Below are 21,333 nucleotides of genomic sequence, written 5' to 3' on the forward strand. Positions count from 1 at the left end.
GCGGAAGGCTTGTTGATGCACGCCGTCCGCTTTCAGCACGGGTCTTGTCACGCGGCGGCCGGCGCCGCAATTCACCTCCGGGCAATGCCCGTGCTGAAGGCTTCTTCGTTTGGTCGCGAGCGCATCTTATAGAGACGTGACAAAACGTGAAATAGAAGACCGTCGCAATGGCGGTTTCTCAAAAGTGAATGCTGATTCGACGAGGCAGGCTAGAACCGATGTGCTGCCGGGGAGTGGCAGCAACTGCTTAAGCTGGCCAATAAAGATCAAGTGAATAAGCGGTCTTGTCGATTCGACAAGTTAATCGGCCCCGCCTGAAACGATTAATTGCTAGACGCGCCAAGCCGACTGCATTAACTCCATCAAGTTCCGGCCATCGCAAAATAAATTTCAAACAACGCGGAAAACCATCATTCGAACCGTTCCATTCGAAGAAATATCGACGGTCTTTTCGTCAGCTTGCTCCGACCCGATTACGTCACGCGTATTAAAACACTGTTGCAAACGCACAACTTCGAATATTGGCGCGTTGCAAATTCGTATTGGCTGGGGCTGGCGATCCGGCACTTAGATCTTCCGACAAACGTTGGAAAAACAATAAGTTATGCCCGCCGGCCCCAACATTGTTGCGAAATTCGAAAAATCCTGTTGCGTGAATTGTCGGCGTCGATACCAGGGTGTCCCCCTACACTCACGCTTCGCTTCAAGGGTGCCCGGTCGATCCGAACGGGTCGGCCAAGCGGGCGGCGGCGGGTGCGATGCATCGGCTGCTGAGGCAGGTCCTGCTCCCCGTATAAATTTTTCGAATTGGAGTTCCCATGAAAAAGAGTCTCATCGTCGTTGCGGCTGCCGCATCGTTCGCTTCGGTCGCTCACGCACAAAGCAGCGTGACCCTGTACGGTCTGATCGACGCAGGTCTGACCTACACCAGCAACGTTGCTGGCAGCTCCAAGTGGGCAGCAAACAGCGGCGGCATCGACCAGAGCCGCTTCGGCCTGCGTGGCTCGGAAGATCTGGGCGGCGGTCTGAAGGCAATCTTCACGTTGGAAAGCGGCTTCAACATCAACAACGGCCAGTTCGCCAACAACAAGGGCATGTTCAACCGTCAGGCCTTCGTCGGTCTGTCGAGCGCGCAATTCGGTACGGTCACGCTGGGTCGCCAGTACGACGCAGCGCAGGACTACCTCGCACCGCTGACCGCAACGGGCAGCTGGGGCGGCACGTACTTCGCGCACCCGTTCAACAACGACAACCTGAACACCAACGGTGGTCTGTCGGTCAACAACTCGATCAAGTACTCGAGCGCTAACTACGCTGGCTTCACGTTCGGCGGCACGTACGGCTTCTCGAACCAGGCAGGTGGCTTCGCCAACAACCGTCAGTACAGCTTGGGCGCTGCTTACCAGTGGCAAGGCCTGCACCTCGGTGCTGCCTACGCTCAGCAAAACAACCCGGCTGCTAACACCAGCGGCGCATCGGACGGCGTTCTGGCGAACACGTCGGGCGTCCTGACGGGCAACTTCCGTCAGCGTCAGTTCGGCGCAGGCGCTTCGTACGGCTTCGGCCCGGCGCTGGTCGGCGTGGCCTGGACGCAATCGCGCGTCGACAACCTGGTTGGTGCAGCAGCTGGTCAGCGTCAAGGCCACACCAACAACTACGAAATCAACGGCAAGTACAACCTGACGCCGGCGATGGCTCTCGGCGTTGCGTACACGTTCACCGACGCACGCGGCTACGGCATCAACGCCGACGGTAACGACATGAAGACCCGTTACCACCAGATCGGCCTGCAGGCTGACTACTCGCTGTCGCGTCGCACCGACGTCTACGCTCAGGCTGTGTACCAGCACGCAATGGGCGACGGCGGCGTGGCTTCGATCTACAGCGGCGACAACACGGTTCCGACCTCGTCGTCGAAGAACCAGACGGCTGCTACGGTCGGTCTGCGTCACCGCTTCTAAGATTCAGCAGAAGCTGCCTGTAGTACAGAAAGGTGCCGTTCGCGGCACCTTTTTTTATGCGCGCGGCAGACCGGTAAGCCGGTTTCCGTATGCGAGAGCCAAAAAAACGGGCGTCCCTGGGCACGCCCGTTTTGCGATGACGACCCGGAGACTTAGAAAATCGTCCGCAGACCGAGCGCAACGCCGGTCTGGTTGTTGCGGCCCGGCAGTTCGACCGAGGCCGCGCCTGACACCTTGTCGAAATCGACGGTGCCGTACACCTCGGTGCGCTTCGACAGCGCGTACTCGGCCAGTCCGACGAACGTGTAGCGATAGCCGCTACCGACCTGACCATTGCCGATCGCCGCGTTCGACATGTGGTCGTAGTACGCGGCGCCCGTCAGCGTCAGCGCGGGCGTGGCCTGCCAGGTGACACCGGCGAACGGTCGATCCGCGTCGAGCCATCAGCGCGTTGACGCAATAGGCTATTGCCATTTTTGACATTGCGCCGTTCCGGATCACAAAAGTTGACTTTCTCCCAGGCAAGCTTCGAGTAGTCTCGAACGAGTTGACGTAACGACACTACTTTTGGAGCGACGCCGACACGCGCTTGGCGCGTGCGCTTTCACGCATGAATAGCCCATCTTCCGAATCCATCGGGACGAGGCCGGTCGTTCAGGAGTTGACCGACGAGCAATGGCAGCAGGTCGCGCCGCTATTGCCCGAAACCCTGAATGACGACGTCCCGCGGCGTGGTCGTCCGCCGATCGATATTCGCCACGTGCTCAATAGCGTGATGTGGGTGCTGCACACGCGCGCACCGTGGAGCGCGATGCCCGGGCGCTACGTGCCGTGCCAGACCGCACATCACTACTATCTGCGCTGGAAAAAATCGGGCGTGTTGAGCGCGATCATGCTCCCGCTGTTCAAGACCGACGCCGCTCTCGAAATGCGCGCGACACGCAAGGGCGGCGTGCGCGCCGGATAGCGTGCGCCCGCCGCGCCGCTAGATCTGCTCTCGTCCGTACGCCTCTAGCCGCTCGAGATCGAGCACCTCGATCTGGTTATATGACAGACCCAAAATCCGCAGCTTCTCGAGGTTCTGCAGCGCCTGATTGATGCGCTGCCGCGACACCCCCGCGAGCAAACCGACCTCTTCCTGCGAAATCGCCAGTGTGTGGCCCGTGTCCGGATACAGATCCGGGTTGAACAGCTGCGCGAGCGATTGCGCGACGCGTGCGTCCACATCGAGCAGCCGGCTGTTCTGGATCGATGCGATGAATTCCCCCATCCGGTTGTTCAACTGCCGGATCACGAAACCCGTGAACGGCAGGCTCGATTCGAGCAGCGCATGGAAGGTCGCGGCCGGCACGAACATCACGAGCGACGGCTGGATCGCGGCCACGTCGTACTTGCGCAACTCGCGCTTGATCACGCTGCCTTCGCCGAACCAGCCGCCCGGCGGCACCCCCGACAGCGTGCAACTGCGGCCCGACGCGTTGTAGATAGCGAGCTTGATGAGCCCCGAATGCACGCCGATCCAATAGTCGGACGGTTGCTGGCGACGCGCGATCCACGCGCCGCCTTCAAAGTGCTCGGCGTGCGCGCTGGCGAGCACCATCGCCTGATGCTCGGCGGCGAGCGCGCGAAACCAGGCGCAGGTGGCGAACAGCCGCGCGAGGTCGGCGGGCGCGACGCGTTGGGGCGGGCGAGAGTCGGCGCGGTCGGTGAAAGGAGCGACGGTCATTGGAGATAAGCGTCCTGGGAGCGGTTCCGGCTGAGCCAGGTCAAGGCGGAGCGCTAGCGGCGCCACTCTGTCATTTGAATGACAGACAGTTCATGACGACAATTGCTAGGCTAGGCCCTGGTTATTCATGGAAAACGATCACAACAATCGGCGGCGCGGCTCGCGCCTCAGGAGACGAAGCAATGACACAGCACATGTTCGACGAAGGCCTCGGGCGGCGCGAGGCCAATTATGTCCCGTTGACGCCGATCGATTTCCTCGTGCGCGCAGCGCAAGTGTATGGCGAGCGGCTCGCGATCGTCCACGGGGAGATCCGCCGTAACTGGCGCGAGACGTATGAGCGCGCGCGGCGGCTCGCGAGCGCGCTGCACGAGGCCGGTATCGGCCGCGGCGATACGGTCGCCGCGCTGCTGCCGAACATTCCGCCGATGGTAGAGGCGCACTTCGGCGTGCCGATGGCCGGCGCCGTGCTGAACACGCTAAACACGCGGCTCGACGTCGCGACGCTGCTGTTCATGCTGCGCCACGGGGAGGCGAAGGCGTTGATCGTCGATACCGAATACGGCGAGTTCGCGCATCGCGCTGCGCTCGAATTCCCGGAACTGCGCGTGATCAGCGTGGCCGATGCGCAGCCCGCCGACGCCGCGCAGTTCAACCGCGCGACCGACTACGAGCAGTTCCTGCAAACCGGCGACCCGTCCTACGAGTGGACTCCGCCCACCGACGAATGGGACGCGATCGCGCTGAACTACACGTCGGGCACGACCGGTGACCCGAAGGGCGTGGTCTACCATCACCGTGGCGCGTATCTGAACGCGCTGAGCAACATTCTCGAATGGGATATGCCGAAGCACGCGGTCTATCTGTGGACGCTGCCGATGTTCCACTGCAACGGCTGGTGCTTTCCGTGGACCGTGGCCGCGCGCGCGGGCGTCAACGTCTGTCTGCGCAAGTTCGACGCGAAGACCGTGTTCGAGCTGATTCGACGCGAGCACATCACGCACTACTGCGGAGCGCCGATCGTACAGAGTTCGCTCGCGAACGCGCCGGCCGAATGGCGCGAGGGCATCACGCATCGCGTGTCGACGATGGTCGCGGGCGCCGCGCCGCCGCCCGCGGTGATCGCGAAGATGAAGCAGATCGGTTTCGACCTGACGCACGTGTACGGGCTCACAGAAACCTACGGCCCGGCGGCCGTCTGCGCGAAGCAGCAGGAGTGGGACGCGCTCGACGAGCAAATCAGCGCCGACCTGACCGCCCGCCAGGGCGTGCGGTATCACCTGCAGGCGGCGGTCGCGGTGCTCGATGCGGACACGCTCGCGCCGGTGCCGGACGACGGCGAAACGATCGGCGAGATCATGTTTCGCGGCAACATCTGCATGAAGGGCTATCTGAAGAACGAGCGCGCGACCGAAGCCGCTTTCGATGGCGGCTGGTTCCACACCGGCGATCTCGGCGTGCGCACGGCCGACGGCTATATCCGCATCCGCGACCGCAGCAAGGACATCATCATTTCGGGCGGCGAGAACATTTCGAGCATCGAGGTCGAGGACACGCTGTACCGGCATCCGGCGGTGTCGGTGGCGGCGGTGGTCGCAATGGCAGATCCGAAGTGGGGCGAGGTGCCGTGCGCGTTCATCGAGTTGAAGGAAGGCGCGCAGGCGACCGAGGAGGAAATCATCGCGCACTGCCGGCTGTTTTTGGCCGGCTTCAAGTTGCCGAAGGCGGTGCGCTTTGGCGAGTTGCCGAAGACCTCGACGGGGAAGATCCAGAAATTCGAGTTGCGCGCGCGGATCAAGGCGGAGGGAAAAGCGTAACGCGCCGCGATTAACGCTGTTTCAGGGCGGCGCGCAGCGAGTCACGCCGGCGCGCGCCGCTTCATGTTGGCGTCAAATCCCGACCTTGTGCGCATTCAGAATCAGCCGCAGGCCCAGCGCGGTCACCGCGCCCGCGGCGATGCGATCGATCCACGCCTTCCAGCGCAGATAGATTTCGCGCGGCCGTTGGCTCGAAAAGCACAGTGCGACGATCGTGTACCAGCCCGCTTCGATCGCGAAGATCGCCGGCGGCAGCGCGAAATAGCACCACACCGGCGGATGCTGCGGCAGCAGCGCGGCGAAGATACTGCCGTAGTAGACGGCCGTCTTCGGATTGCTGAGCTGCGTGCTCAAGCCGATCCAGAACGACTTGCGCGGATTGACGCCATTGCCGGTTTGCGTTTCGCTGAACGCGAGCGGCTTCGCGGCGCCGCGCCAGATTTTCGACGCCAGATAAACCAGGTAGACGCCGCCTGCCACTTTCAGCCCGACGTAGAGCCATTCGACCGTCGCGAGCAGCGTATAGAGCCCGAGCAGCGCGATGCCGCTAAAAAACACACCGCCGATGCCCATGCCGAGCGCCGTCGCGAGACCGTCGCCGCGCGACAGACCGATCGCGTTGCGCGCGACGATGACGAAGCTGGGTCCCGGACTCATCGCGCCCAATAGCAGCGCGGCGAGGATCGTGAGGATGGCGGTCGAGGCGGGCATGGTCGTGTCTCCTGAGGTCGGGCCGATGCCAGTTGCTCTGGCGAACCCCGGGTTTCGCATTGTCCGCCAAACGGGTGGTGGAAGCCACGATTACCGAAAACTCGGAAGTCACGCAATTAGTACAATTAGAAAAACTTCTTTGCTGCGGCCAAAATACATCGAATGCTAGAATCACTTTCGATACGCTGAAGTTCCCTCACCACGACGAGGCGACGCACGAAGCGAAACACGGGCGCAATTCGAGCGCCTTCTATTCTTCGAGTAGCCCATTCGCTTGATCCCAGCGCTTTAATTCAGAATCTGACAGGCATCAGTTGCAAATGCGGGTTTTTACGCATTTGCAGGGATTGCGTGAATTCGTCGAATCGCTTTCGTTCAAAATTGAATTAAGCACGAGCCTCGCGTTGTTATGCGAGTTGCCAGTTTGTCTAATGCCAGCAAGAGCTGCGACACAATACGTTATGAAACAACGAGAAGGACAACAACGACTGTTCGAACGCGACGAGAACCTGCGGGAGCGCATGATCGCGTGGATTCGCCGACGCATGGACGACCACAACATCACCCTCGAAGCGCTGGCCGAATCGCTCGAAGCCGATGCGAACGCTGTGGCCGCGGTGCTGTACCGCGACGCGTTCGGCAACACGTGGGACGGTCAGGGCGATAAACCGGCGTGGCTCGCGCGCGCGATTCACGCCGGACAAAGCATCGATCACTTCCGCTGCTAACGCGCGCAGGTGCACCGCGAAACGTCCGCGCGAAAAAAAGCCCGCACAAGGCGGGCTCGATTTTTACTGCTCGGAGCTTCGCGACGAATCGCGCATCACAGGTCGAAAAACACGGTTTCCTGATCGCCCTGCATGTGGATGTCGAAGCGGTACACGTTGGCCGTACCGGCAACGCGTCGCGCGATCAGCGTATCACGGCGCTCGGCCGGCACCGACGCCAGCACGGCGTCCTGCTCGTTCGCCTGCGCTTCGTCCTCGAAATAGATGCGCGTGAACGTGTGCAGCAGCATGCCGCGCATCGTCAGGATCACGTCGATGTGCGGCGCTTCGTCGGGATTCGCGCGGCCCGGCTTCACCGTCTCGACGATGAAGCGCTTGTGCGGGTCCGTACCGGTACCGACGCGCGCAAAGCCGTGAAAGCCGGTCTTCAGGATGTCCTCGCGCGATTCCGGATAGTGGCCGTTCGAGTCGACCTGCGACATTTCGATCATCGCGTCGCCAACCACCTTGCCGTCGCCGTCGAACACCTGACCGACGATCGTGATGTGCTCGCCGGCCGCTTCCATGTCGGCCAGCACGTGCGTGAACAGGCTCTTGTAGTCGAAGTCGTATTGCTGCGGGCAAAGACCGTAGGCGAAGTACGGACCAACGGTTTGCGAAGGCGTTTGCTTGAGAGTCGTCATGGCTTAGCGCTCCATCGGGGTTTCGTTCGGGCCGCGCAGCACGATGTCGAAATCGTAGCCGAGCGCATAGGCCTCTTGCGTAATGTCGAGCGAGAACTTCGAGATCATGCGCTCACGGGCGTTTTCCGGAGTGCCCTGGTAGATCGGGTCGAACGCGAGCAGCGGATCGCCGGGGAAGTACATCTGCGTGACGAGACGCGAGCCGAAGTGGTCGCCGAACAGCGAGAAGTGGATGTGCTGCGGACGCCATGCGTTCGGATGGTTGCCCCACGGATACGCGCCCGGCTTGATGGTCAGGAAGCGGTAACGGCCTTCGTTGTCAGTGATGCAGCGGCCCGCGCCGAGGAAGTTCGGATCGAGCGGCGCGTCGTGCTGGTCGGCCTTGTGCACATAGCGGCCGGCGGCGTTCGCCTGCCAGATTTCCACGAGCGTGTTGCGCACCGGACGGCCTCCTTCGTCGAGCACGCGGCCCGTCACGATGATGCGCTCGCCGAGCGGCTCGCCATTGCGCACCGCGTTGCGGGTCAGGTCGTTGTCGAGCGGATCGAGGTCGTCGCTGCCGTAGACCGGCACGCGCTGGTCGCGCAGACGTTCTTTCAGCGGAATCAGCGGACGGGTCGGGCCGCGCTTGACCGACGAACCGTACGGCGGATAGATGTACTCGGGATGGGACGCGAAATCTCGCGGGGAAAGAATTGAATCTTCCATGAAGTGTCTCCGTTGGAGGAATCGGGGGATGCGGCGTTATGACTCGCACTTTATACAAAGCAGCCGGTTATGAAAAATGACGTTTTTGCCCGTTTCGTATAACCTTCTGTTATGCAACGCAGTCTCGCGGATAGCCGCGTCAAATTTCGCCATCTCCAGTGCTTTCTGGCCGTCGCGCAGTTCGGCAGCGTCCAGCGGGCGGCGGACAGTCTGTCGATCACGCAGCCGGCGGTATCGAAGACGGTCGCCGAGTTGGAAACCATTCTCGGCGTGAAGCTGTTCGAGCGCGGCCGTCACGGCGCGGTGCCGACGCGCGAGGGACAGCTTTTCATGCCGCACGCAAGCGCCTGCGTGAGCGCGCTGCGTCAGGGCGTCGATCTGCTGGCGCGCGCCGAGGGCGCGGCCGCCGCGACGCTCGAAGTCGGCGTGCTGCCCACTGTCGCCGCGGTGCTGGTTCCGCCCGTGCTGAGACAGTTCGCGACGCAGTGGCCGCGCGTGATCGTGCGCCTCGCGACCGGCGCAAATCCGGAATTGCTCGAACGCCTGAAAGCGGGTTCGATCGAATTCGCGATCGGCCGTCTCGCGGACCCCGAGCGGATGGTCGGCCTGAGCTTCGAGCAGTTGTTTACCGAGCCGCTGATCGCGGTCGTGCGCGCCGGGCATCCGCTCGCGCAGGGAACGGCCTTGCCGGCCACGTCGCTGGAGGATTTTCCGATCGTGCTGCCGCCGTTCGGCACGCTGATCCGCCAGTCGACCGAAAGCCTGCTGAGCGCGTGGGGCGTGGCGCCGTTGTCAGGGTTCGTCGAGGTGTTGTCGGTATCGACGGGGCGTGCGCTGACGCTCGAAAACGGCGCGGTGTGGTTCGTGCCGCAAAGCGCGGTCGAATACGAACTCGCGCACGGCATGCTGGTGCGCTTGCCGCTGCCGTTTGCGGGCACCGGCGAGCCGGTGGGGCTGATCCGTCGCTCGGATACGCAGCCGTCGGCGGTGGGGCGCGCGTTCATCGAGGCGGTGCGCGAGGTCGCGCGGGGCAGAATGGCGGCGGTGTCAGGCAAGGATGCGGGCAAAAGCACCGGTAAAACCGCCGGCAAAACGGCGCGCAAAGGCGGCCCGGGCGACGCGCCGCTCGAGTGATCCGGCGGCCTGCCGCACGCATGCCCCCGGGCGCCCATCGGCATGTCGTTCTCCGTATGAACCAACCAGTACAAAATGACGGTTGCGAATGCCCCGCGACCCGGTGTAAAAACACGGTGCGAAAGCCGCCGCAGCCCGTATTTTTTTGCGGCACACCGCGCGCACGCCACCAGCGGGCGCGCGTCAAGCAGCCCATCGCGAACGGCCGGAACGGTTCGCACCGAACCCCGGAAAGACCGGCCACCGCATCGAAAGACCGTACAAGGAGATTGCCATGCCTAGCGACTTGCCCACTCCCGAGGCCGCGCAGCGCGCCGTGATGGCGCCGGAGCACAATCCGCTCGGCACGGCCGGCCTCGAATTCGTCGAGTTCGCCGCCCGCGATCCGCAGGCGCTCGGCGAGACCTTCAAGCAGCTCGGCTTCAAGGCGATCGCGCGTCATATCAGCAAGGACGTGACGCTATACCGTCAGGGTGAGATGAATTTCCTGATCAACGCGGAGCCCGATTCGTTCGCAGCGCGCTACGCGGAGGAATACGGGGTCGGCATCTGCGCGATCGGGATTCGGGTCGCCGACGCGCAGCGCGCGTTCGAACGCGCGGTGGAGCTCGGCGCGTGGGAGTTCGAGGGCGAACGCCTCGGGGCCGGCGAACTGCTGATTCCGGCGATTCAAGGTATCGGCGATTCGCACATCTATTTCGTCGATCGCTGGCGCGGACGCGGCGGTCAGCGCGGCGGCCTCGGTGATATCTCGATCTTCGACATCGACTTCCGCCCCATCGAAATCGACACGGCCGAAGCCGATCTGAGTCACGCGGGCAGCGGCCTGGTCGCGGTCGATCATTTGACGCAAACCGTTGGGGAAGGCCGCATGCAGGAGTGGATCGACTTCTATCGCGACCTGCTGAATTTCCGCGAGATTCACGAGTTGCACGCGAATTGGCACGTGTCGGCGGAATCGCGCGTGATGGTGTCGCCGTGCGGCGCGATCCGCATACCGCTGTACGAGGAGGGCACGCGCCGGACCAACCTGATGCACGAGTATCTGCCCGATCATCCGGGCGAAGGCGTGCAGCACATTGCACTCGCCACCGACGACATCTTCGCGTGCGTCGAGCGCCTGCTCGCGAACGGCGTCGAATTCGTCGAGCCGCCGCCGCGCTACTACGAGCAGCTTGATGCACGCCTGCCGGGCCACGGGCTCGATGTCGAGCGGCTGCGGCGCACGCATGTGCTCGTGGACGGTGAGATCGGCGCGGACGGCGTGCCGCTGCTGTTTTTCCAGACCTTTGTACGCCGTCGCGCCGGCGAGATCTTCTTCGAGATCGTGCAACGCCAGGGGCATCATGGCTTCGGCGAAGGCAATTTGGCCGCATTGGCGCAGGCGCGCGCCTCCAACTGAGTCTCACCCGGTCGCATGTGTGATTGATCCAATCACCCATGCGACTGGCGTTTCCTCACGCCCCCTCGGGCCGCTCCGCCAACTCCGGATAAATCGCGCCGTACGCGGCCGCTTCGCGCAGCAGCCACTCGCGAAAATTCGCGAGCGGTTTGCCGTGGCTCAACTCGGTTGGGTACACGAGGTAGTACGCGGCGTCGGCAACGGCGGGTCCGTCGAACGGAATCACGAGACCGAACTGCTGCAACTGCGTATCGACGAAGAAGCGCGGTACCAGTGCAATGCCGAGTCCGGCCGCGGCCGCGCTGATCAGCATCGTGTGCAGTTCGTAGCGCACGCCCTGCATCGTGCGATTGTCGTCGACGCCGAAGTTTGCGAACCAGGTCGCCCAGCCATCGGGTCGCGTCGTCGAATGAAGCAGCGGATAGTTGAGTAGTTCGGCGATGTTGCGGACCGGCCGCTTCAGCAGACTCGCCGCGCAGATCGGCACCACTTCCTCGCTGAACAGAAAATCGGCCGACGTACCCGGCCACGTCGGCTTGCCGTAGTGAATCGCCGCTTCGAAATGCGTGTCGGCGAACGGGAACGTCGCGGTACGCACGCCCATGTTCACGCGCACGTCCGGGTATTGTTCATTGAAGGTGGCCATGCGCGGGATCAGCCATTGCGATGCGAACGTCGGCAATACCGCGAGTTCCAGATAGCCGCCGCCGCTGCCGTGCGCGATGATCGACAGCGTGTCGCGATCGAGGTGTTCGAGCGAGCGTCGCACCTGCGCGCTGTAGACCTTGCCCGCGCGCGTCAGCACCACGCGTTGCTTGACGCGCACGAACAGCCGCACGCCTAGATTGCTTTCGAGCGTATTGATCTGTCGCGACACCGCGCTTTCGGTGAGGAACAGCTCGCGCGCCGCGTGCGTGAAGCTCTCGTGCCGCGCCGCGGCTTCGAACGCGAGCAGCGCGCCCATGTTGGGAATCTTGAACTTTCGCACGTTAATTCCAAAAACGCATCAAGTGGCGATTTTATCTCGCTTTACGGGGGCGGAGCGGATTTTGAATAATCTCGCCCGTCATGAGCGCTTCTGCGGGCGCTCAATGTATAGCGTGGAGAAGCCGGATGCGAAACCTGAAGAATGCGAACGTCGAACAACTGCTGGTGAAGCTGCTGGGCGCGGAGAAGACCGCGCGCCTGTTTGCGACGCTGAATCATCCGCATGTGTTGAACGAGTGGGAAAGCGGCAGCATCACACGTGCCGAACTCGCACAGGCGATGAACATGGCGCTGTTCGACGATCTGCTCGCGCGCTCGGAAAACGGCCGCCGCTATACGGAGGAAACCGTCGCCGGCGGCGGCAGCGTGTACTTCGATCATGGCGCGCTGCGCACCGTGCGCTGGCCGCACAGCGGCGCGCTGCCGCCCGGCGAGGCCGCGTTCGCGCGCATTCTGCGGCCGCTCGGCTTTCGGATCAACGGCCGTTATCCGCTCGATCGTCTCGGCATGACCGGCCGCGCATGGGCGCATGACGACGCGCCCGACGAGATCGCGCAGTTCTTCGTCAGCGAACTGCACCCGGAGCGTTTTTCCGCGGCGTTCCAGCAGGCGGTGACCAACGTGATCGGTGCATCGCGCGATCCGTTGACGCCGCGCGCTAGTGGCCTGTTGTGGGAACTCGAACGCGACGGCGTGCTGCCGATCGATGCGGCGCAAGAGTTGCTACCGGTAATAGTCGGTGCGTTCGCGCGTCAGCACGAGATGCCACGCGAAGCCGACTACGAAGTATTGTTGAAGGAGTCGGCGGAGATGGCGTGGATCGCGACCGAAGGTAACGCGTTCAATCACGCGACCGATCGCGTCGCGGATGTGTTCAAGCTGTCGGACGAACAGAAGGCGAAGGGTCGGCCAATGAAGCCGGACGTCGAGCATTCGCGTTCCGGGCGCGTGTTCCAGACCGCATATCGCGCGGATCTCGTGCAACGCGAATTTCGCGCGGCTGACGGCAGTGTCGTCGCGCGCGACGTGCCGGGCTCGTTCTACGAATTCATCACGCGCAAGCGCAGTTTCGATCAGGACGCGCGCCGCTGGGAAACGGACCTGCGTTTCGACGCGGGCAATGCACAGGGCATCTTCCGGATGACCGCAAGCCAGGCGGCCTGAGCGCATACGACGGCGCAAGCGCCGGCATCGCAGACGAGGAGCGCAGTGGGGACGTCATTGTCATTGGATGAAGAGCGCCGGGTCGGCGAGCGCGGCGCTTCGAATGAACCGCGTGTCGCCAGGCCTTTCGCGGGCAGCGCCGCGGTATTGCAGGCGCTGGAAAGCGATCTGCGCCAGCATGTGCGCGGCGAAGTGCGCTTCGATCAGGGTTCCAAAGCACTGTACGCGTCGGATGCGTCGAACTATCGGCAAGTCCCGCTCGGTGTGGTGATACCGGCCGATATCGACGATCTGCTCGCGACGCTCGCCGCATGCCGTCGCAACGACGTGCCGTTTCTCCCGCGCGGCGGCGGCACCTCGCAGAACGGCCAGTGCGTAAACGTCGCGGTCGTCGCCGATGCGAGCAAGTATCTGAACCGCGTCGTTTCGATCGATCCGCTCGCGGGCGTCGCGGTCGTCGAGCCGGGCGTCGTGTGCGACTCGTTGCGCGATGCCGCCGAACAGCATGGCCTCACGTTCGCGCCCGATCCCGCCACGCATAGCCGCTGCACGCTAGGCGGCATGATCGCGAACAACTCGTGCGGCGCGCATTCGGTGATGGCCGGCAAGACCGTCGAGAACATCGAGGCGCTCGAAATCGCGACCTTCGACGGCGCGCGTTTCTGGGTCGGCCCGACCTCGGAAGAAGAACTCAAACGCATCATCGCGGCGGGTGGTCGTCAAGGCGAAATCTACGCGGCGCTCAAGCAACTGCGCGACACGTACGCGGAACGGATTCGCGCGAAATTCCCGAAGATCAAGCGGCGCGTGTCGGGCTTCAATCTCGATCAACTGCTGCCGGAAAACGGCTTCAACGTCGCGCGTGCGCTGGTTGGCAGCGAAGGCACTTGCGCGGTCACGTTGCAGGCGAAAGTGAGACTCGTGAAGAGTCCGGCGAGGCGCGTGATCGTCGTGGTCGGGTTCACCGACATCTATACGGCGGCGGACGCCGTGCCGCATTTCATGCGCTGCGGGCCGATCGCAGTCGAGGGACTCGACCGCGCGATCATTCGCGGCCTGCAGGCGCGCGGGCTGAAGAAGGATGAGATCGCACTGCTGCCCGAAGGCGATGCATGGGTCGTGCTCGAATTCGGCGCGGATACGCAGCATGAAGCACTGCAACAAGCACGCGACGCCGCCGCGTATTTTCAGTCGGGCGCGGCGGGGCCGGAAATCTCGACGGTGCTCGTCGAAGATCGCGCATTGCAGGCGAAGGTGTGGTCGATTCGTGAGACTGGCGCGTCGGCGGTCGCGTTATCGGTGGATCGCGACAAGCCCGATCCGGTGGTCGGCTGGGAAGATGCCGCAGTCGATCCGCTGCGGCTCGGCGATTATCTGCGCGCGTTTCAGGCGCTCGTCGATCGCTATGGCTACGAGACGAGCCTGTACGGCCATTTCGGCGACGGCTGCGTGCACGCGCGCATCACGTTCGATCTGCGCAGCGCGGAAGGTATCGCGACGTGGCGCGGGTTCTTGCGCGAAGCGGCGGAACTGGTGGTCGAATTCGGCGGCTCGCTGTCGGGCGAACACGGCGATGGCCAGGCGAAGGCCGAGTTTCTGCCGATCATGTACGGCCCCGAACTGATGCAGGCGATGGAGCAGTTCAAAGCGATCTGGGACCCGGCGAATCGTTTGAATCCGGGCAAGGTCGTGCATGCATACCGCGCCGACGAAAACCTGCGCATCGGTCCCGCGTACAATCCGGTGACGCTGCATACGAAGCTCGCGTTCGCGAGTCAGGAAGGCGACGGCTTTCAGCGTGCGATCGAACGCTGCATCGGCATGGGCAAATGCCGCTCGCTCGAAGGCGGCACGATGTGTCCGAGCTATCGCGGCACGCGCGAGGAAAAGTACTCGACGCGCGGGCGCGCTCATCTGTTCTGGGAAATGCTGCAAGGCGACGTGATCGCCGATGGCTGGAACAGCCGCGAAGTGAAGGAAGCGCTCGATACCTGCCTCGCATGCAAGGGCTGCAAGTCCGATTGCCCGACGCATACGGACATGGCGTCGTACAAGGCGGAGTTCCTTTCACACTACTATCAAAACAATCGTCGGCCGCGTCAGGCGCTGTTCATGGGGCGGATCGGCGAATGGGCGCCGTGGGCCGCGCGTTTTCCACGCGTGACCAACTTTCTGACGACGGCGCCCGGTTTGTCCGCGCTCGGCAAATGGATGGCGGGCGTGGCGCAGACCCGTGCGTTGCCGCGCTTTGCCGCTACGACTTATAGACGGAGCGCATCGCCGCAAGCATCCGCGCTTGATGCGCGCGGCGGCGACGCAAAGAAAGTGATCCTGTGGGTGGACACGTTCAACGACCACTTCACGCCCGAGATCGCGCGGGCCGCCGCTGATGTGCTGGCGCAACTGGGCTGGCGCGTCGTCCTGCCGAAGAAGCGTTTGTGCTGCGGACGTCCACTGTACGACTTTGGTCTGCTTGAACGCGCGCGCGAACTGCTCACGCATATCGTCGACGATCTCGCGGACGACATCGCCGCCGGCGTGCCGCTGGTCGGTCTGGAGCCTGGCTGTCTATCGGTGTTCAAGGACGAGTTGCTGAAGCAACTCCCCGATCATGCGTTGGCGAAGAAGCTGTCCACGCAAACCTATCTGTTTGCCGATTTCGTCGCGCGTCAGCCGTTCGAGTGGCCGACGCTCGAGGCCGATGTGATCGTGCATGGCCATTGTCATCAGAAGGCGCTATTCGGCATGCAGGGCGATACGGCGTTGCTGAACAAGCTCGGCGTCAGATGGAAGCTGCTCGATACCGGCTGCTGCGGGATGGCGGGATCGTTCGGCTTCAATGTCGAGCATCACGCGTTGTCAGAAAAGATCGGCGAGGACAAGCTATTTCCGTCCGTGCGCGACGCGATGGCGGCGAATGCGGAAACGATCGTGCTGACCAACGGCTTCAGTTGTCGCGAGCAGATCGAGCACGGTACGGGCCGACACGCACTGCATATAGCGCAACTCGCGCAACGCGCGCTGGCGGCGCGCTAAGTGCGCGCGCCGTGCACGGCGCGCTATTTCTTCGCTGAATCGTTCGCTGAAGACGGTGTATGCGGAAGGTCCGCATTGGTCGCCATCCACAATACTTCGGCGTCTTCCTCGCTGGTCGACACCGCCGCGTGACCCGTGCGGCTGTCGAAGTAGAGGCTGTCGCCCGCGTTCAGATGTGTCGGCGCGTACAGCTCCGAATAGAGGCACACGCTGCCGCTGATCACGTAGAGAAACTCCTCGCCTTCGTGGCGGCCCCAGTCGTCGAAGGCGTCGAGCGTGTGCGCGGAGATGCGGATGCGAAACGGCAGCATCGCCTTGTGCGCGAGATCGGTGGCAAGCAACTCCATCTGATAGCCGCGATACGCGTGGCGCTGGCCTTCGTTTTTGCGCGTCAGCGCGCGCCGGCCGCTCGCGCTGACTTTCGGCGTCGAGCCGAACAGTTCGCCGATTTCGATCTTCAGGCCCAGCACGATTTTCTGCAGCACGTCGAAAGTGGGGGACATCAGGCCGTTTTCGATTTTCGACAGCGTCGAGCGCGAGACGCCGCACAGGCGGCTCGCGGTTTCGAGCGTCAGATCCTGCGCCTGACGGGCGGCGCGCACGCGCCGGCCGAGATCGGAGGACGCGGTGTCGGCGGATTTGGTGAGATGGGTGTCCATGAGGCTTGCTGCGGGTCAGGTATGCGCTTTGATCGGGGCGAACAATGTTTCCGATCATAACATTTGGCTTGACGGGTGCCTGTGTGCGCCGATTCATGCGTTCGCGAGCTTTTCTCATCGGAAACGCCGCCACTTTCCCATCGCGTCGATGCGGCGCGCGAACACCTGTGTGCACGGCGTTTTTCACGCGTTGCGATCGAAAAGCTCATTGAGCTGCTTGCCCGGCACCGCGCCGGTGAAGTCGAAGCGGCCATCGGCCAGCGCCTGAGCGGCGTGCATGAAGCCACCCCACGCCGCGCGCGCGAGCCCGCCGCCGACGCTGATCCGCCGCACGCCGAGCGCGGCCACGTCCTGCAACTTCAGCGTCGAGGTCGAGCCGATCAGCAGATTGACGGGCTTCGGCGCGACGGCCGCGACCACCGCTTCGATCTGCTCGCGCGTCTGGATGCCTGGCGCATACAGGCAGTCCGCGCCCGCCGCCGCATAGGCCGTCAGACGCGCGATGGCATCGTCGAGATCGGCCTTGCCGGCGAAGAAATTCTCCGCGCGGCCGACCAGCAGCGTATCGCCGCCGTTCTGATCGATCGCACGGCGCGCGGCGCTGAGCCGTTGCACCGCGACGTCGACCGGAAACAGCGGCGCGGCGGGGTTGCCGGTCGAGTCCTCGATCGACAGACCCGCGACGCCCGTTGCCACCGCGAGCGCCACGCTCTCGGCCACTTCTTCCGGATCGCGGCCGAAGCCGTTTTCGAAGTCGGCATTGACCGGCAGATCGGTCGCATCGACGATCGCGCGCAGGTGGGCGAGGATCGTTTCGCGCGGCAAGGTGTTATCCGCGTGTCCGGTCGACCACGCAAAACCAGAACTGGTAGTGGCGAGCGCCTTGAAGCCGAGCGTATGCAGATAACGGGCGCTGCCCACGTCCCACGGATTGGGCAGCACGAAACAGCCAGACGAGTGCAGCGCGCGGAAAGCGGCGCGTTTTTCAGCGGCGGTGCGGGGCATCGCATGTCTCCTTGGAATGAGGAAGCGCGGCTCCCTCGTTGAGGGGAAAACGTCGGGTCAACTGATGCGGGGGCAAATCGGCATTCGCAAGGGGAAAGTCTATGTCCGTATCGAAAGCGCGGCTGATGAAATTGGTGGCGAGTTTCGCGGGCGTTGCGAATAATTCAAAATGCCGACAGCGAACAAGTCGGCTCAGAAATGCGAAGGTCCCTTACCCAAAGGAGGCGCGACATGAACATCGCGACGCGGATACGGTCGATCCCTGCCGTGTTGGTGCTCACGCTCGTTGGCTGCGCCGCGGGCGGCGGGAACGGCGGCGCGCAAACCCATCTGAGTGCAACGCAATGCCAGGACCTGACCGACCTCAAGAACAAGGCACCGTCCACGCATCAGCGGAGCATGAGCGAACTGACAGCGCTGCAGCAAGCAGGCTACCACCCTGAACGACGCTTCGATCCTGACTATCCGGCGAGTCTCGAGCGCGCGCAGCGTCAGGTGAACATCTGGTATCAGACGGAATGCCCGCAGGCACGGTCTGGCTGAATCCGCGGCGGCGTGGGAATTAGAGGTACGGTTCGTGGGGCCGCGTATAAGTAGAAAAGCGAGCGCATGCGTTGAAAACATGCGCTCGCTTCATATCGGTACAAAACGGCGAAAATCGCAAAGACGGAAAAGCCGCTAACTCACGAATCTTTCCTCGCTGCGGACATTCGCAACACGTTTGCGACTCGTTATTGACCGTCCGGATTTACTACCATCGGATGATGGCCCGATTGCGACGATCCGCCCATCGGCGACCCGTAACCCGAGGTATTGGCTTGTCCGTTCCCGTTCATCGCGGCGACACGTGCCTCGGCCGCCTGAATGTCCGCGGGATACTGGGCATCGAGCGAGATGGCCGGGTTATAGCCATTCTGTTCGAGTTGCTGCACTTCCGCTTTGACTTCGGCTCGCGTGACCGGCTGTTCCGATTGCGCGAACGACGCGACCGGCGCAGCAGCGATCACGGCCGTAAGCGCAACTGCCTGGATAAGCGATTTCATGATGTTTCCCTCCGTAGTTGTGTATCCGGCGCCGCAGGGATGCCGGCGCCATAAAAACAGTCTAGAAGGGTGCGTACTTCGGGAAAACCACTAGTCGACTAATTCAGTATTGCAGAGAACGGCTAGTCGGCGAACTGTAATCTGGCCGTCGCGGTGTTCGTAAAACACCGGAAAAGCGCCCGTAAATCCAGTCACACGCCTTCGCGTACATCGACGCGGTAAGTCGTGACCTGGCGGTAGGTATCGCCGGGTCGCACGATCACTTCGTCGTGGCCGGCCATATTGACCTCGTTCGGAAAACCGCCCGCCTCGAGGCACAAGCCGGCGTGCCGTTGATAGCGAACGCCCCCGCGTCCCGGATTGCCGTTCAACGCGTTGCCCGTGTAAAACTGCAAGCCCCGCTGATCGGTCGCGACGGTCAGTTCGCGTCCGCTGCCTGGATCGTATGCGCAGGCAACTTCGCGCAGCGGCAGCGCGTGGCCATCGTCGCCGCTGATCGCGTCTGCCGGCGCCTCGCGCAGCACGTAGCAATGATCGAAGCCGCCAGCGCGCGCGAGTTGCGAGTGCGGCCAGTCGAGCCGTCCGCCGATCGGCGCGCTCTGCCGGAAGTCGAATGCGTTGCCCGCGACGTCGGCGAGCTTGCACGGAATCATCGTCGCGTCGACTTCGAAAAAGCGCTCGGCGTCGATCGACAGCACGTGGCCGCGAATGTCGGTGCCCGCGCTTCCGGTCAGGTTGAAGTACGGATGGCTGGTCAGATTGAGCGGCGTCGGCGCGTCGGTGATCGCTTCGTAGCCGATCGTCAGCGTGCCGTCGTCGTCGAGCGAATAGCGCACCTGCACCGTCACGTTGCCCGGGAAACCGGCGTCGCCCTCGGGCGACTCCAGGCGCATCAGCAACGCGCCGTCGTCCTCGGCGACGTCCCACAACGCGCGATGAAAACCGACCGTGCCGCCATGCAGCAGGTTCGGACCTTCGTTGCGATCCAGCGTGTACTCGATGCCGTCGAGCGCAAAGCGCGCGCCCGCAATGCGATTCGCCCAGCGGCCGATCAGTCCGCCCATGTAGGTCGAGGCCGCCACGTATTCGGCGGGCGTGTCGTGGCCGAGCAGAATGTCGCCGAGACGTCCGGCGCGATCCGGCGCGTGCCACGAAACCAGCGTCGCACCAAGGTCGCTGATGGCGACTTTCATGCCGTGTGCGTTACGCAGCGTATAGAGCCGGACTCGATCGCCGCCCGGCAGCGTGCCCCACGGTTCGGAAGAGAGTTGTGCGATGCTGATCATGTGGTCAGTGCGAAGAAAAAATAGAAAAGCATGCTCAGCCAGTGGTTTTCGTCTTCGGGCCCACGCGCTCCTGGTATTCGCGCGGCGTGCAGCCGAGTTCGCGGCGAAATACCGCGTACATGTATTGCAGCGACGTGAAGCCGCAACGAATCGCGACTTCCGCACTCGACGCATCGCGTTTCGCCAGCAGCGACTTCGCGACGTCGAGCTTGTGGCGCAGGATCTCCTGATGCACGGTGCATTGCCGCTCGCGCCGAAAATACTCTTCGAGCGACGAACGCGAAACGCCCACATAGTCGGCCACCTGCTCGGTGCGGATGCCTTGGCACGCGTACTGGCGGATGAAATGGCGCGCGCGCATCACGTACGGACTCGCGAGCGGCTGATGCCGCGTCGATTCGAGCACGTTGATGCCGACCGGCGGCACCAGAATGCGGCGCCCCGGAAAGCGCGCGCCGTGCAGCATCTGATGCAGGATGTGCGCGGCGGTACGGCCCATTTCCTCAGTGCCCTGAATCACCGACGACAGCGGAATGCGGGTCAGCGTGCGCGTGAGCGGATCGTTGTCGATGCCGATGATCGCGACTTCCTCGGGCACCGGAATGCCCGCGATCAGACAGGCCTGGAGCAAATGCCGTGCACGCGCGTCGGTCACCGCGATGATGCCGACCGGCTTGGGCAGTTGCCGCAGCCACGTGGTCAGCTGTTCGATCGCCTGGTTCCAGGACGGCGCGCTCGTCGACAGACCGCGATAGATTTCGCTATCGATCTGCGCCGCGCTGTGTCCGTCCGCCCTGCGCAGATGCGCGAAGGCGAGTTCGCGCTGTTGCGCCCAACGGTTTTCCTGCGCCTGCGGCAGGCTGTACAGCGCGAAGTTTTCGAGGCCCGCGCCGATCAGATGCGTGTACGCGAGCGACACGAGCTTGCTGTTGTCGGTCGCGATATAGGGTAAATCCGAGGGGTACTGCGTCGGATCCTCGTACGACGAACCGACCGCGACCACCGGCAGCGGGCAGTCGCGCAGGGCTTCGCCGACAGCGGGATCGTCGAAGTCCGCGATGATGCCGTCGCCGTCGAAGCGCTGGATACCGGCGAGCCGGCAGCGGAAGTCCTCTTCGAGGAAGAGATCCCATGCGACGCGGGTCGACAGCAGGTAGTTGCCGATACCCGTGATGATCTCGCGATCGTAGACCTTGTTCGCGTTGAACAGCAGCGCGATCCGATGGGTTGTCTGAGGTGCTTGTGGACGGGTCATGGCGGTGTGCGGCGTGCGGACGATGGAC

19 protein-coding genes and 1 pseudogene are annotated in these 21,333 nt (G+C 63.3%); 9 read left to right on the top strand and 11 right to left on the bottom strand.

Going from position 1 to position 21,333, the window contains the following annotated elements; all coding sequences use genetic code 11:
* The first annotated feature begins 818 nt into the window (after positions 1-818).
* On the top strand, positions 819-1,961 hold the full coding sequence (locus AB3X95_RS30375; protein ID WP_176123242.1) for a porin: 1,143 nt from the start codon (positions 819-821) through the stop codon (positions 1,959-1,961).
* 152 nt (positions 1,962-2,113) lie between these two features.
* Here AB3X95_RS30375 and AB3X95_RS30380 read toward each other — a convergent pair.
* A pseudogene (locus AB3X95_RS30380) lies at positions 2,114-2,401 on the bottom strand (porin); the annotation flags it as partial.
* Between the two features lie 170 nt (positions 2,402-2,571).
* Here AB3X95_RS30380 and AB3X95_RS30385 point away from each other — a divergent pair.
* Complete coding sequence (locus tag AB3X95_RS30385; protein ID WP_368623284.1) at positions 2,572-2,928, top strand: transposase; 357 nt, start codon at positions 2,572-2,574, stop codon at positions 2,926-2,928.
* 18 nt (positions 2,929-2,946) lie between these two features.
* Here the strand turns inward: AB3X95_RS30385 and AB3X95_RS30390 are convergent, their stop codons facing one another.
* On the bottom strand, positions 2,947-3,687 hold the full coding sequence (locus tag AB3X95_RS30390) for a Crp/Fnr family transcriptional regulator (RefSeq protein ID WP_184228055.1): 741 nt from the start codon (positions 3,685-3,687) through the stop codon (positions 2,947-2,949).
* Positions 3,688-3,869: 182 nt separating this feature from the next.
* Between AB3X95_RS30390 and AB3X95_RS30395 the strand changes: the two genes are divergently transcribed.
* Positions 3,870-5,504, top strand: coding sequence for an acyl-CoA synthetase (locus AB3X95_RS30395; protein ID WP_368623285.1), 1,635 nt, complete (start codon positions 3,870-3,872; stop codon positions 5,502-5,504).
* 72 nt (positions 5,505-5,576) lie between these two features.
* Here the strand turns inward: AB3X95_RS30395 and AB3X95_RS30400 are convergent, their stop codons facing one another.
* Complete coding sequence (locus AB3X95_RS30400) at positions 5,577-6,215, bottom strand: LysE family translocator (RefSeq protein WP_176123239.1); 639 nt, start codon at positions 6,213-6,215, stop codon at positions 5,577-5,579.
* A 461-nt stretch (positions 6,216-6,676) separates the two neighbouring features.
* On the opposite strand from AB3X95_RS30400, the gene AB3X95_RS30405 reads away from it, so the two are divergent.
* Positions 6,677-6,943, top strand: coding sequence for an H-NS family nucleoid-associated regulatory protein (locus tag AB3X95_RS30405; RefSeq protein WP_176123238.1), 267 nt, complete (start codon positions 6,677-6,679; stop codon positions 6,941-6,943).
* 95 nt (positions 6,944-7,038) lie between these two features.
* Here the strand turns inward: AB3X95_RS30405 and pcaG are convergent, their stop codons facing one another.
* Together pcaG and pcaH are read right to left on the bottom strand one after the other, a co-directional pair.
* A complete protein-coding gene (pcaG, locus tag AB3X95_RS30410) occupies positions 7,039-7,626 on the bottom strand; it encodes a protocatechuate 3,4-dioxygenase subunit alpha (protein WP_176107242.1) in 588 nt (195 codons plus the stop codon).
* A 3-nt stretch (positions 7,627-7,629) separates the two neighbouring features.
* A complete protein-coding gene (pcaH, locus tag AB3X95_RS30415) occupies positions 7,630-8,334 on the bottom strand; it encodes a protocatechuate 3,4-dioxygenase subunit beta (RefSeq protein ID WP_176123237.1) in 705 nt (234 codons plus the stop codon).
* 111 nt (positions 8,335-8,445) lie between these two features.
* Here pcaH and pcaQ point away from each other — a divergent pair, with 111 nt between their 5' ends.
* Positions 8,446-9,468 (top strand): pca operon transcription factor PcaQ, encoded by a 1,023-nt coding sequence (gene pcaQ, locus AB3X95_RS30420; RefSeq protein WP_176123236.1) that lies wholly within the window; start codon positions 8,446-8,448, stop codon positions 9,466-9,468.
* Between the two features lie 274 nt (positions 9,469-9,742).
* Positions 9,743-10,870, top strand: coding sequence for a 4-hydroxyphenylpyruvate dioxygenase family protein (locus AB3X95_RS30425; protein WP_368623286.1), 1,128 nt, complete (start codon positions 9,743-9,745; stop codon positions 10,868-10,870).
* A gap of 55 nt (positions 10,871-10,925) precedes the next feature.
* Here the strand turns inward: AB3X95_RS30425 and AB3X95_RS30430 are convergent, their stop codons facing one another.
* Positions 10,926-11,858 (bottom strand): LysR substrate-binding domain-containing protein, encoded by a 933-nt coding sequence (locus AB3X95_RS30430; RefSeq protein WP_368623287.1) that lies wholly within the window; start codon positions 11,856-11,858, stop codon positions 10,926-10,928.
* A 125-nt stretch (positions 11,859-11,983) separates the two neighbouring features.
* On the opposite strand from AB3X95_RS30430, the gene AB3X95_RS30435 reads away from it, so the two are divergent.
* Together AB3X95_RS30435 and AB3X95_RS30440 are read left to right on the top strand one after the other, a co-directional pair.
* Positions 11,984-13,021: a DUF1338 domain-containing protein gene (locus AB3X95_RS30435; protein WP_368623288.1), complete on the top strand. Its 1,038-nt coding sequence runs from the start codon at positions 11,984-11,986 to the stop codon at positions 13,019-13,021.
* A 63-nt stretch (positions 13,022-13,084) separates the two neighbouring features.
* A complete protein-coding gene (locus AB3X95_RS30440; protein WP_368623303.1) occupies positions 13,085-16,057 on the top strand; it encodes an FAD-binding and (Fe-S)-binding domain-containing protein in 2,973 nt (990 codons plus the stop codon).
* A 23-nt stretch (positions 16,058-16,080) separates the two neighbouring features.
* On the opposite strand, the gene AB3X95_RS30445 is transcribed toward AB3X95_RS30440, so the two are convergent.
* Together AB3X95_RS30445 and AB3X95_RS30450 are read right to left on the bottom strand one after the other, a co-directional pair.
* The gene (locus AB3X95_RS30445) at positions 16,081-16,716 is read right to left on the bottom strand and encodes a helix-turn-helix domain-containing protein (RefSeq protein WP_368623289.1); all 636 of its coding nucleotides are present in this window, start codon (positions 16,714-16,716) and stop codon (positions 16,081-16,083) included.
* A gap of 183 nt (positions 16,717-16,899) precedes the next feature.
* A complete protein-coding gene (locus AB3X95_RS30450) occupies positions 16,900-17,721 on the bottom strand; it encodes an oxaloacetate decarboxylase (RefSeq protein ID WP_368623290.1) in 822 nt (273 codons plus the stop codon).
* Between the two features lie 231 nt (positions 17,722-17,952).
* Between AB3X95_RS30450 and AB3X95_RS30455 the strand changes: the two genes are divergently transcribed.
* Positions 17,953-18,264, top strand: coding sequence for a hypothetical protein (locus AB3X95_RS30455; RefSeq protein WP_368623291.1), 312 nt, complete (start codon positions 17,953-17,955; stop codon positions 18,262-18,264).
* Positions 18,265-18,452: 188 nt separating this feature from the next.
* On the opposite strand, the gene AB3X95_RS30460 is transcribed toward AB3X95_RS30455, so the two are convergent.
* From AB3X95_RS30460 to AB3X95_RS30470, 3 genes are all read right to left on the bottom strand, one after another.
* Complete coding sequence (locus tag AB3X95_RS30460; RefSeq protein ID WP_176107250.1) at positions 18,453-18,764, bottom strand: DUF4148 domain-containing protein; 312 nt, start codon at positions 18,762-18,764, stop codon at positions 18,453-18,455.
* A gap of 191 nt (positions 18,765-18,955) precedes the next feature.
* Positions 18,956-20,050, bottom strand: a complete 1,095-nt coding sequence (locus tag AB3X95_RS30465) for an aldose epimerase family protein (RefSeq protein WP_368623292.1) — start codon at positions 20,048-20,050, stop codon at positions 18,956-18,958.
* Positions 20,051-20,084: 34 nt separating this feature from the next.
* Positions 20,085-21,305: a XylR family transcriptional regulator gene (locus tag AB3X95_RS30470; RefSeq protein WP_368623293.1), complete on the bottom strand. Its 1,221-nt coding sequence runs from the start codon at positions 21,303-21,305 to the stop codon at positions 20,085-20,087.
* Positions 21,306-21,333: the final 28 nt, after the last annotated feature.

It is taken from the genome of Paraburkholderia sp. BR13444 (assembly GCF_040948755.1).
In the GTDB taxonomy this organism is placed as follows: Bacteria; Pseudomonadota; Gammaproteobacteria; order Burkholderiales; family Burkholderiaceae; genus Paraburkholderia; species Paraburkholderia youngii.

Coding starts and splice junctions, on each gene's coding strand:
- AB3X95_RS30460 (WP_176107250.1), bottom strand. CDS start 18,764: ATGAAATCGCTTATCCAGGCAGTTGCGCTTACGGCCGTGATCGCTGCT.
- AB3X95_RS30395 (WP_368623285.1), top strand. CDS start 3,870: ATGACACAGCACATGTTCGACGAAGGCCTCGGGCGGCGCGAGGCCAAT.
- AB3X95_RS30425 (WP_368623286.1), top strand. CDS start 9,743: ATGCCTAGCGACTTGCCCACTCCCGAGGCCGCGCAGCGCGCCGTGATG.
- pcaQ (WP_176123236.1), top strand. CDS start 8,446: ATGCAACGCAGTCTCGCGGATAGCCGCGTCAAATTTCGCCATCTCCAG.
- AB3X95_RS30390 (WP_184228055.1), bottom strand. CDS start 3,687: ATGACCGTCGCTCCTTTCACCGACCGCGCCGACTCTCGCCCGCCCCAA.
- AB3X95_RS30435 (WP_368623288.1), top strand. CDS start 11,984: ATGCGAAACCTGAAGAATGCGAACGTCGAACAACTGCTGGTGAAGCTG.
- AB3X95_RS30455 (WP_368623291.1), top strand. CDS start 17,953: ATGAACATCGCGACGCGGATACGGTCGATCCCTGCCGTGTTGGTGCTC.
- AB3X95_RS30450 (WP_368623290.1), bottom strand. CDS start 17,721: ATGCCCCGCACCGCCGCTGAAAAACGCGCCGCTTTCCGCGCGCTGCAC.
- AB3X95_RS30400 (WP_176123239.1), bottom strand. CDS start 6,215: ATGCCCGCCTCGACCGCCATCCTCACGATCCTCGCCGCGCTGCTATTG.
- AB3X95_RS30385 (WP_368623284.1), top strand. CDS start 2,572: ATGAATAGCCCATCTTCCGAATCCATCGGGACGAGGCCGGTCGTTCAG.
- pcaG (WP_176107242.1), bottom strand. CDS start 7,626: ATGACGACTCTCAAGCAAACGCCTTCGCAAACCGTTGGTCCGTACTTC.
- AB3X95_RS30465 (WP_368623292.1), bottom strand. CDS start 20,050: ATGATCAGCATCGCACAACTCTCTTCCGAACCGTGGGGCACGCTGCCG.
- AB3X95_RS30445 (WP_368623289.1), bottom strand. CDS start 16,716: ATGGACACCCATCTCACCAAATCCGCCGACACCGCGTCCTCCGATCTC.
- pcaH (WP_176123237.1), bottom strand. CDS start 8,334: ATGGAAGATTCAATTCTTTCCCCGCGAGATTTCGCGTCCCATCCCGAG.
- AB3X95_RS30470 (WP_368623293.1), bottom strand. CDS start 21,305: ATGACCCGTCCACAAGCACCTCAGACAACCCATCGGATCGCGCTGCTG.
- AB3X95_RS30405 (WP_176123238.1), top strand. CDS start 6,677: ATGAAACAACGAGAAGGACAACAACGACTGTTCGAACGCGACGAGAAC.
- AB3X95_RS30375 (WP_176123242.1), top strand. CDS start 819: ATGAAAAAGAGTCTCATCGTCGTTGCGGCTGCCGCATCGTTCGCTTCG.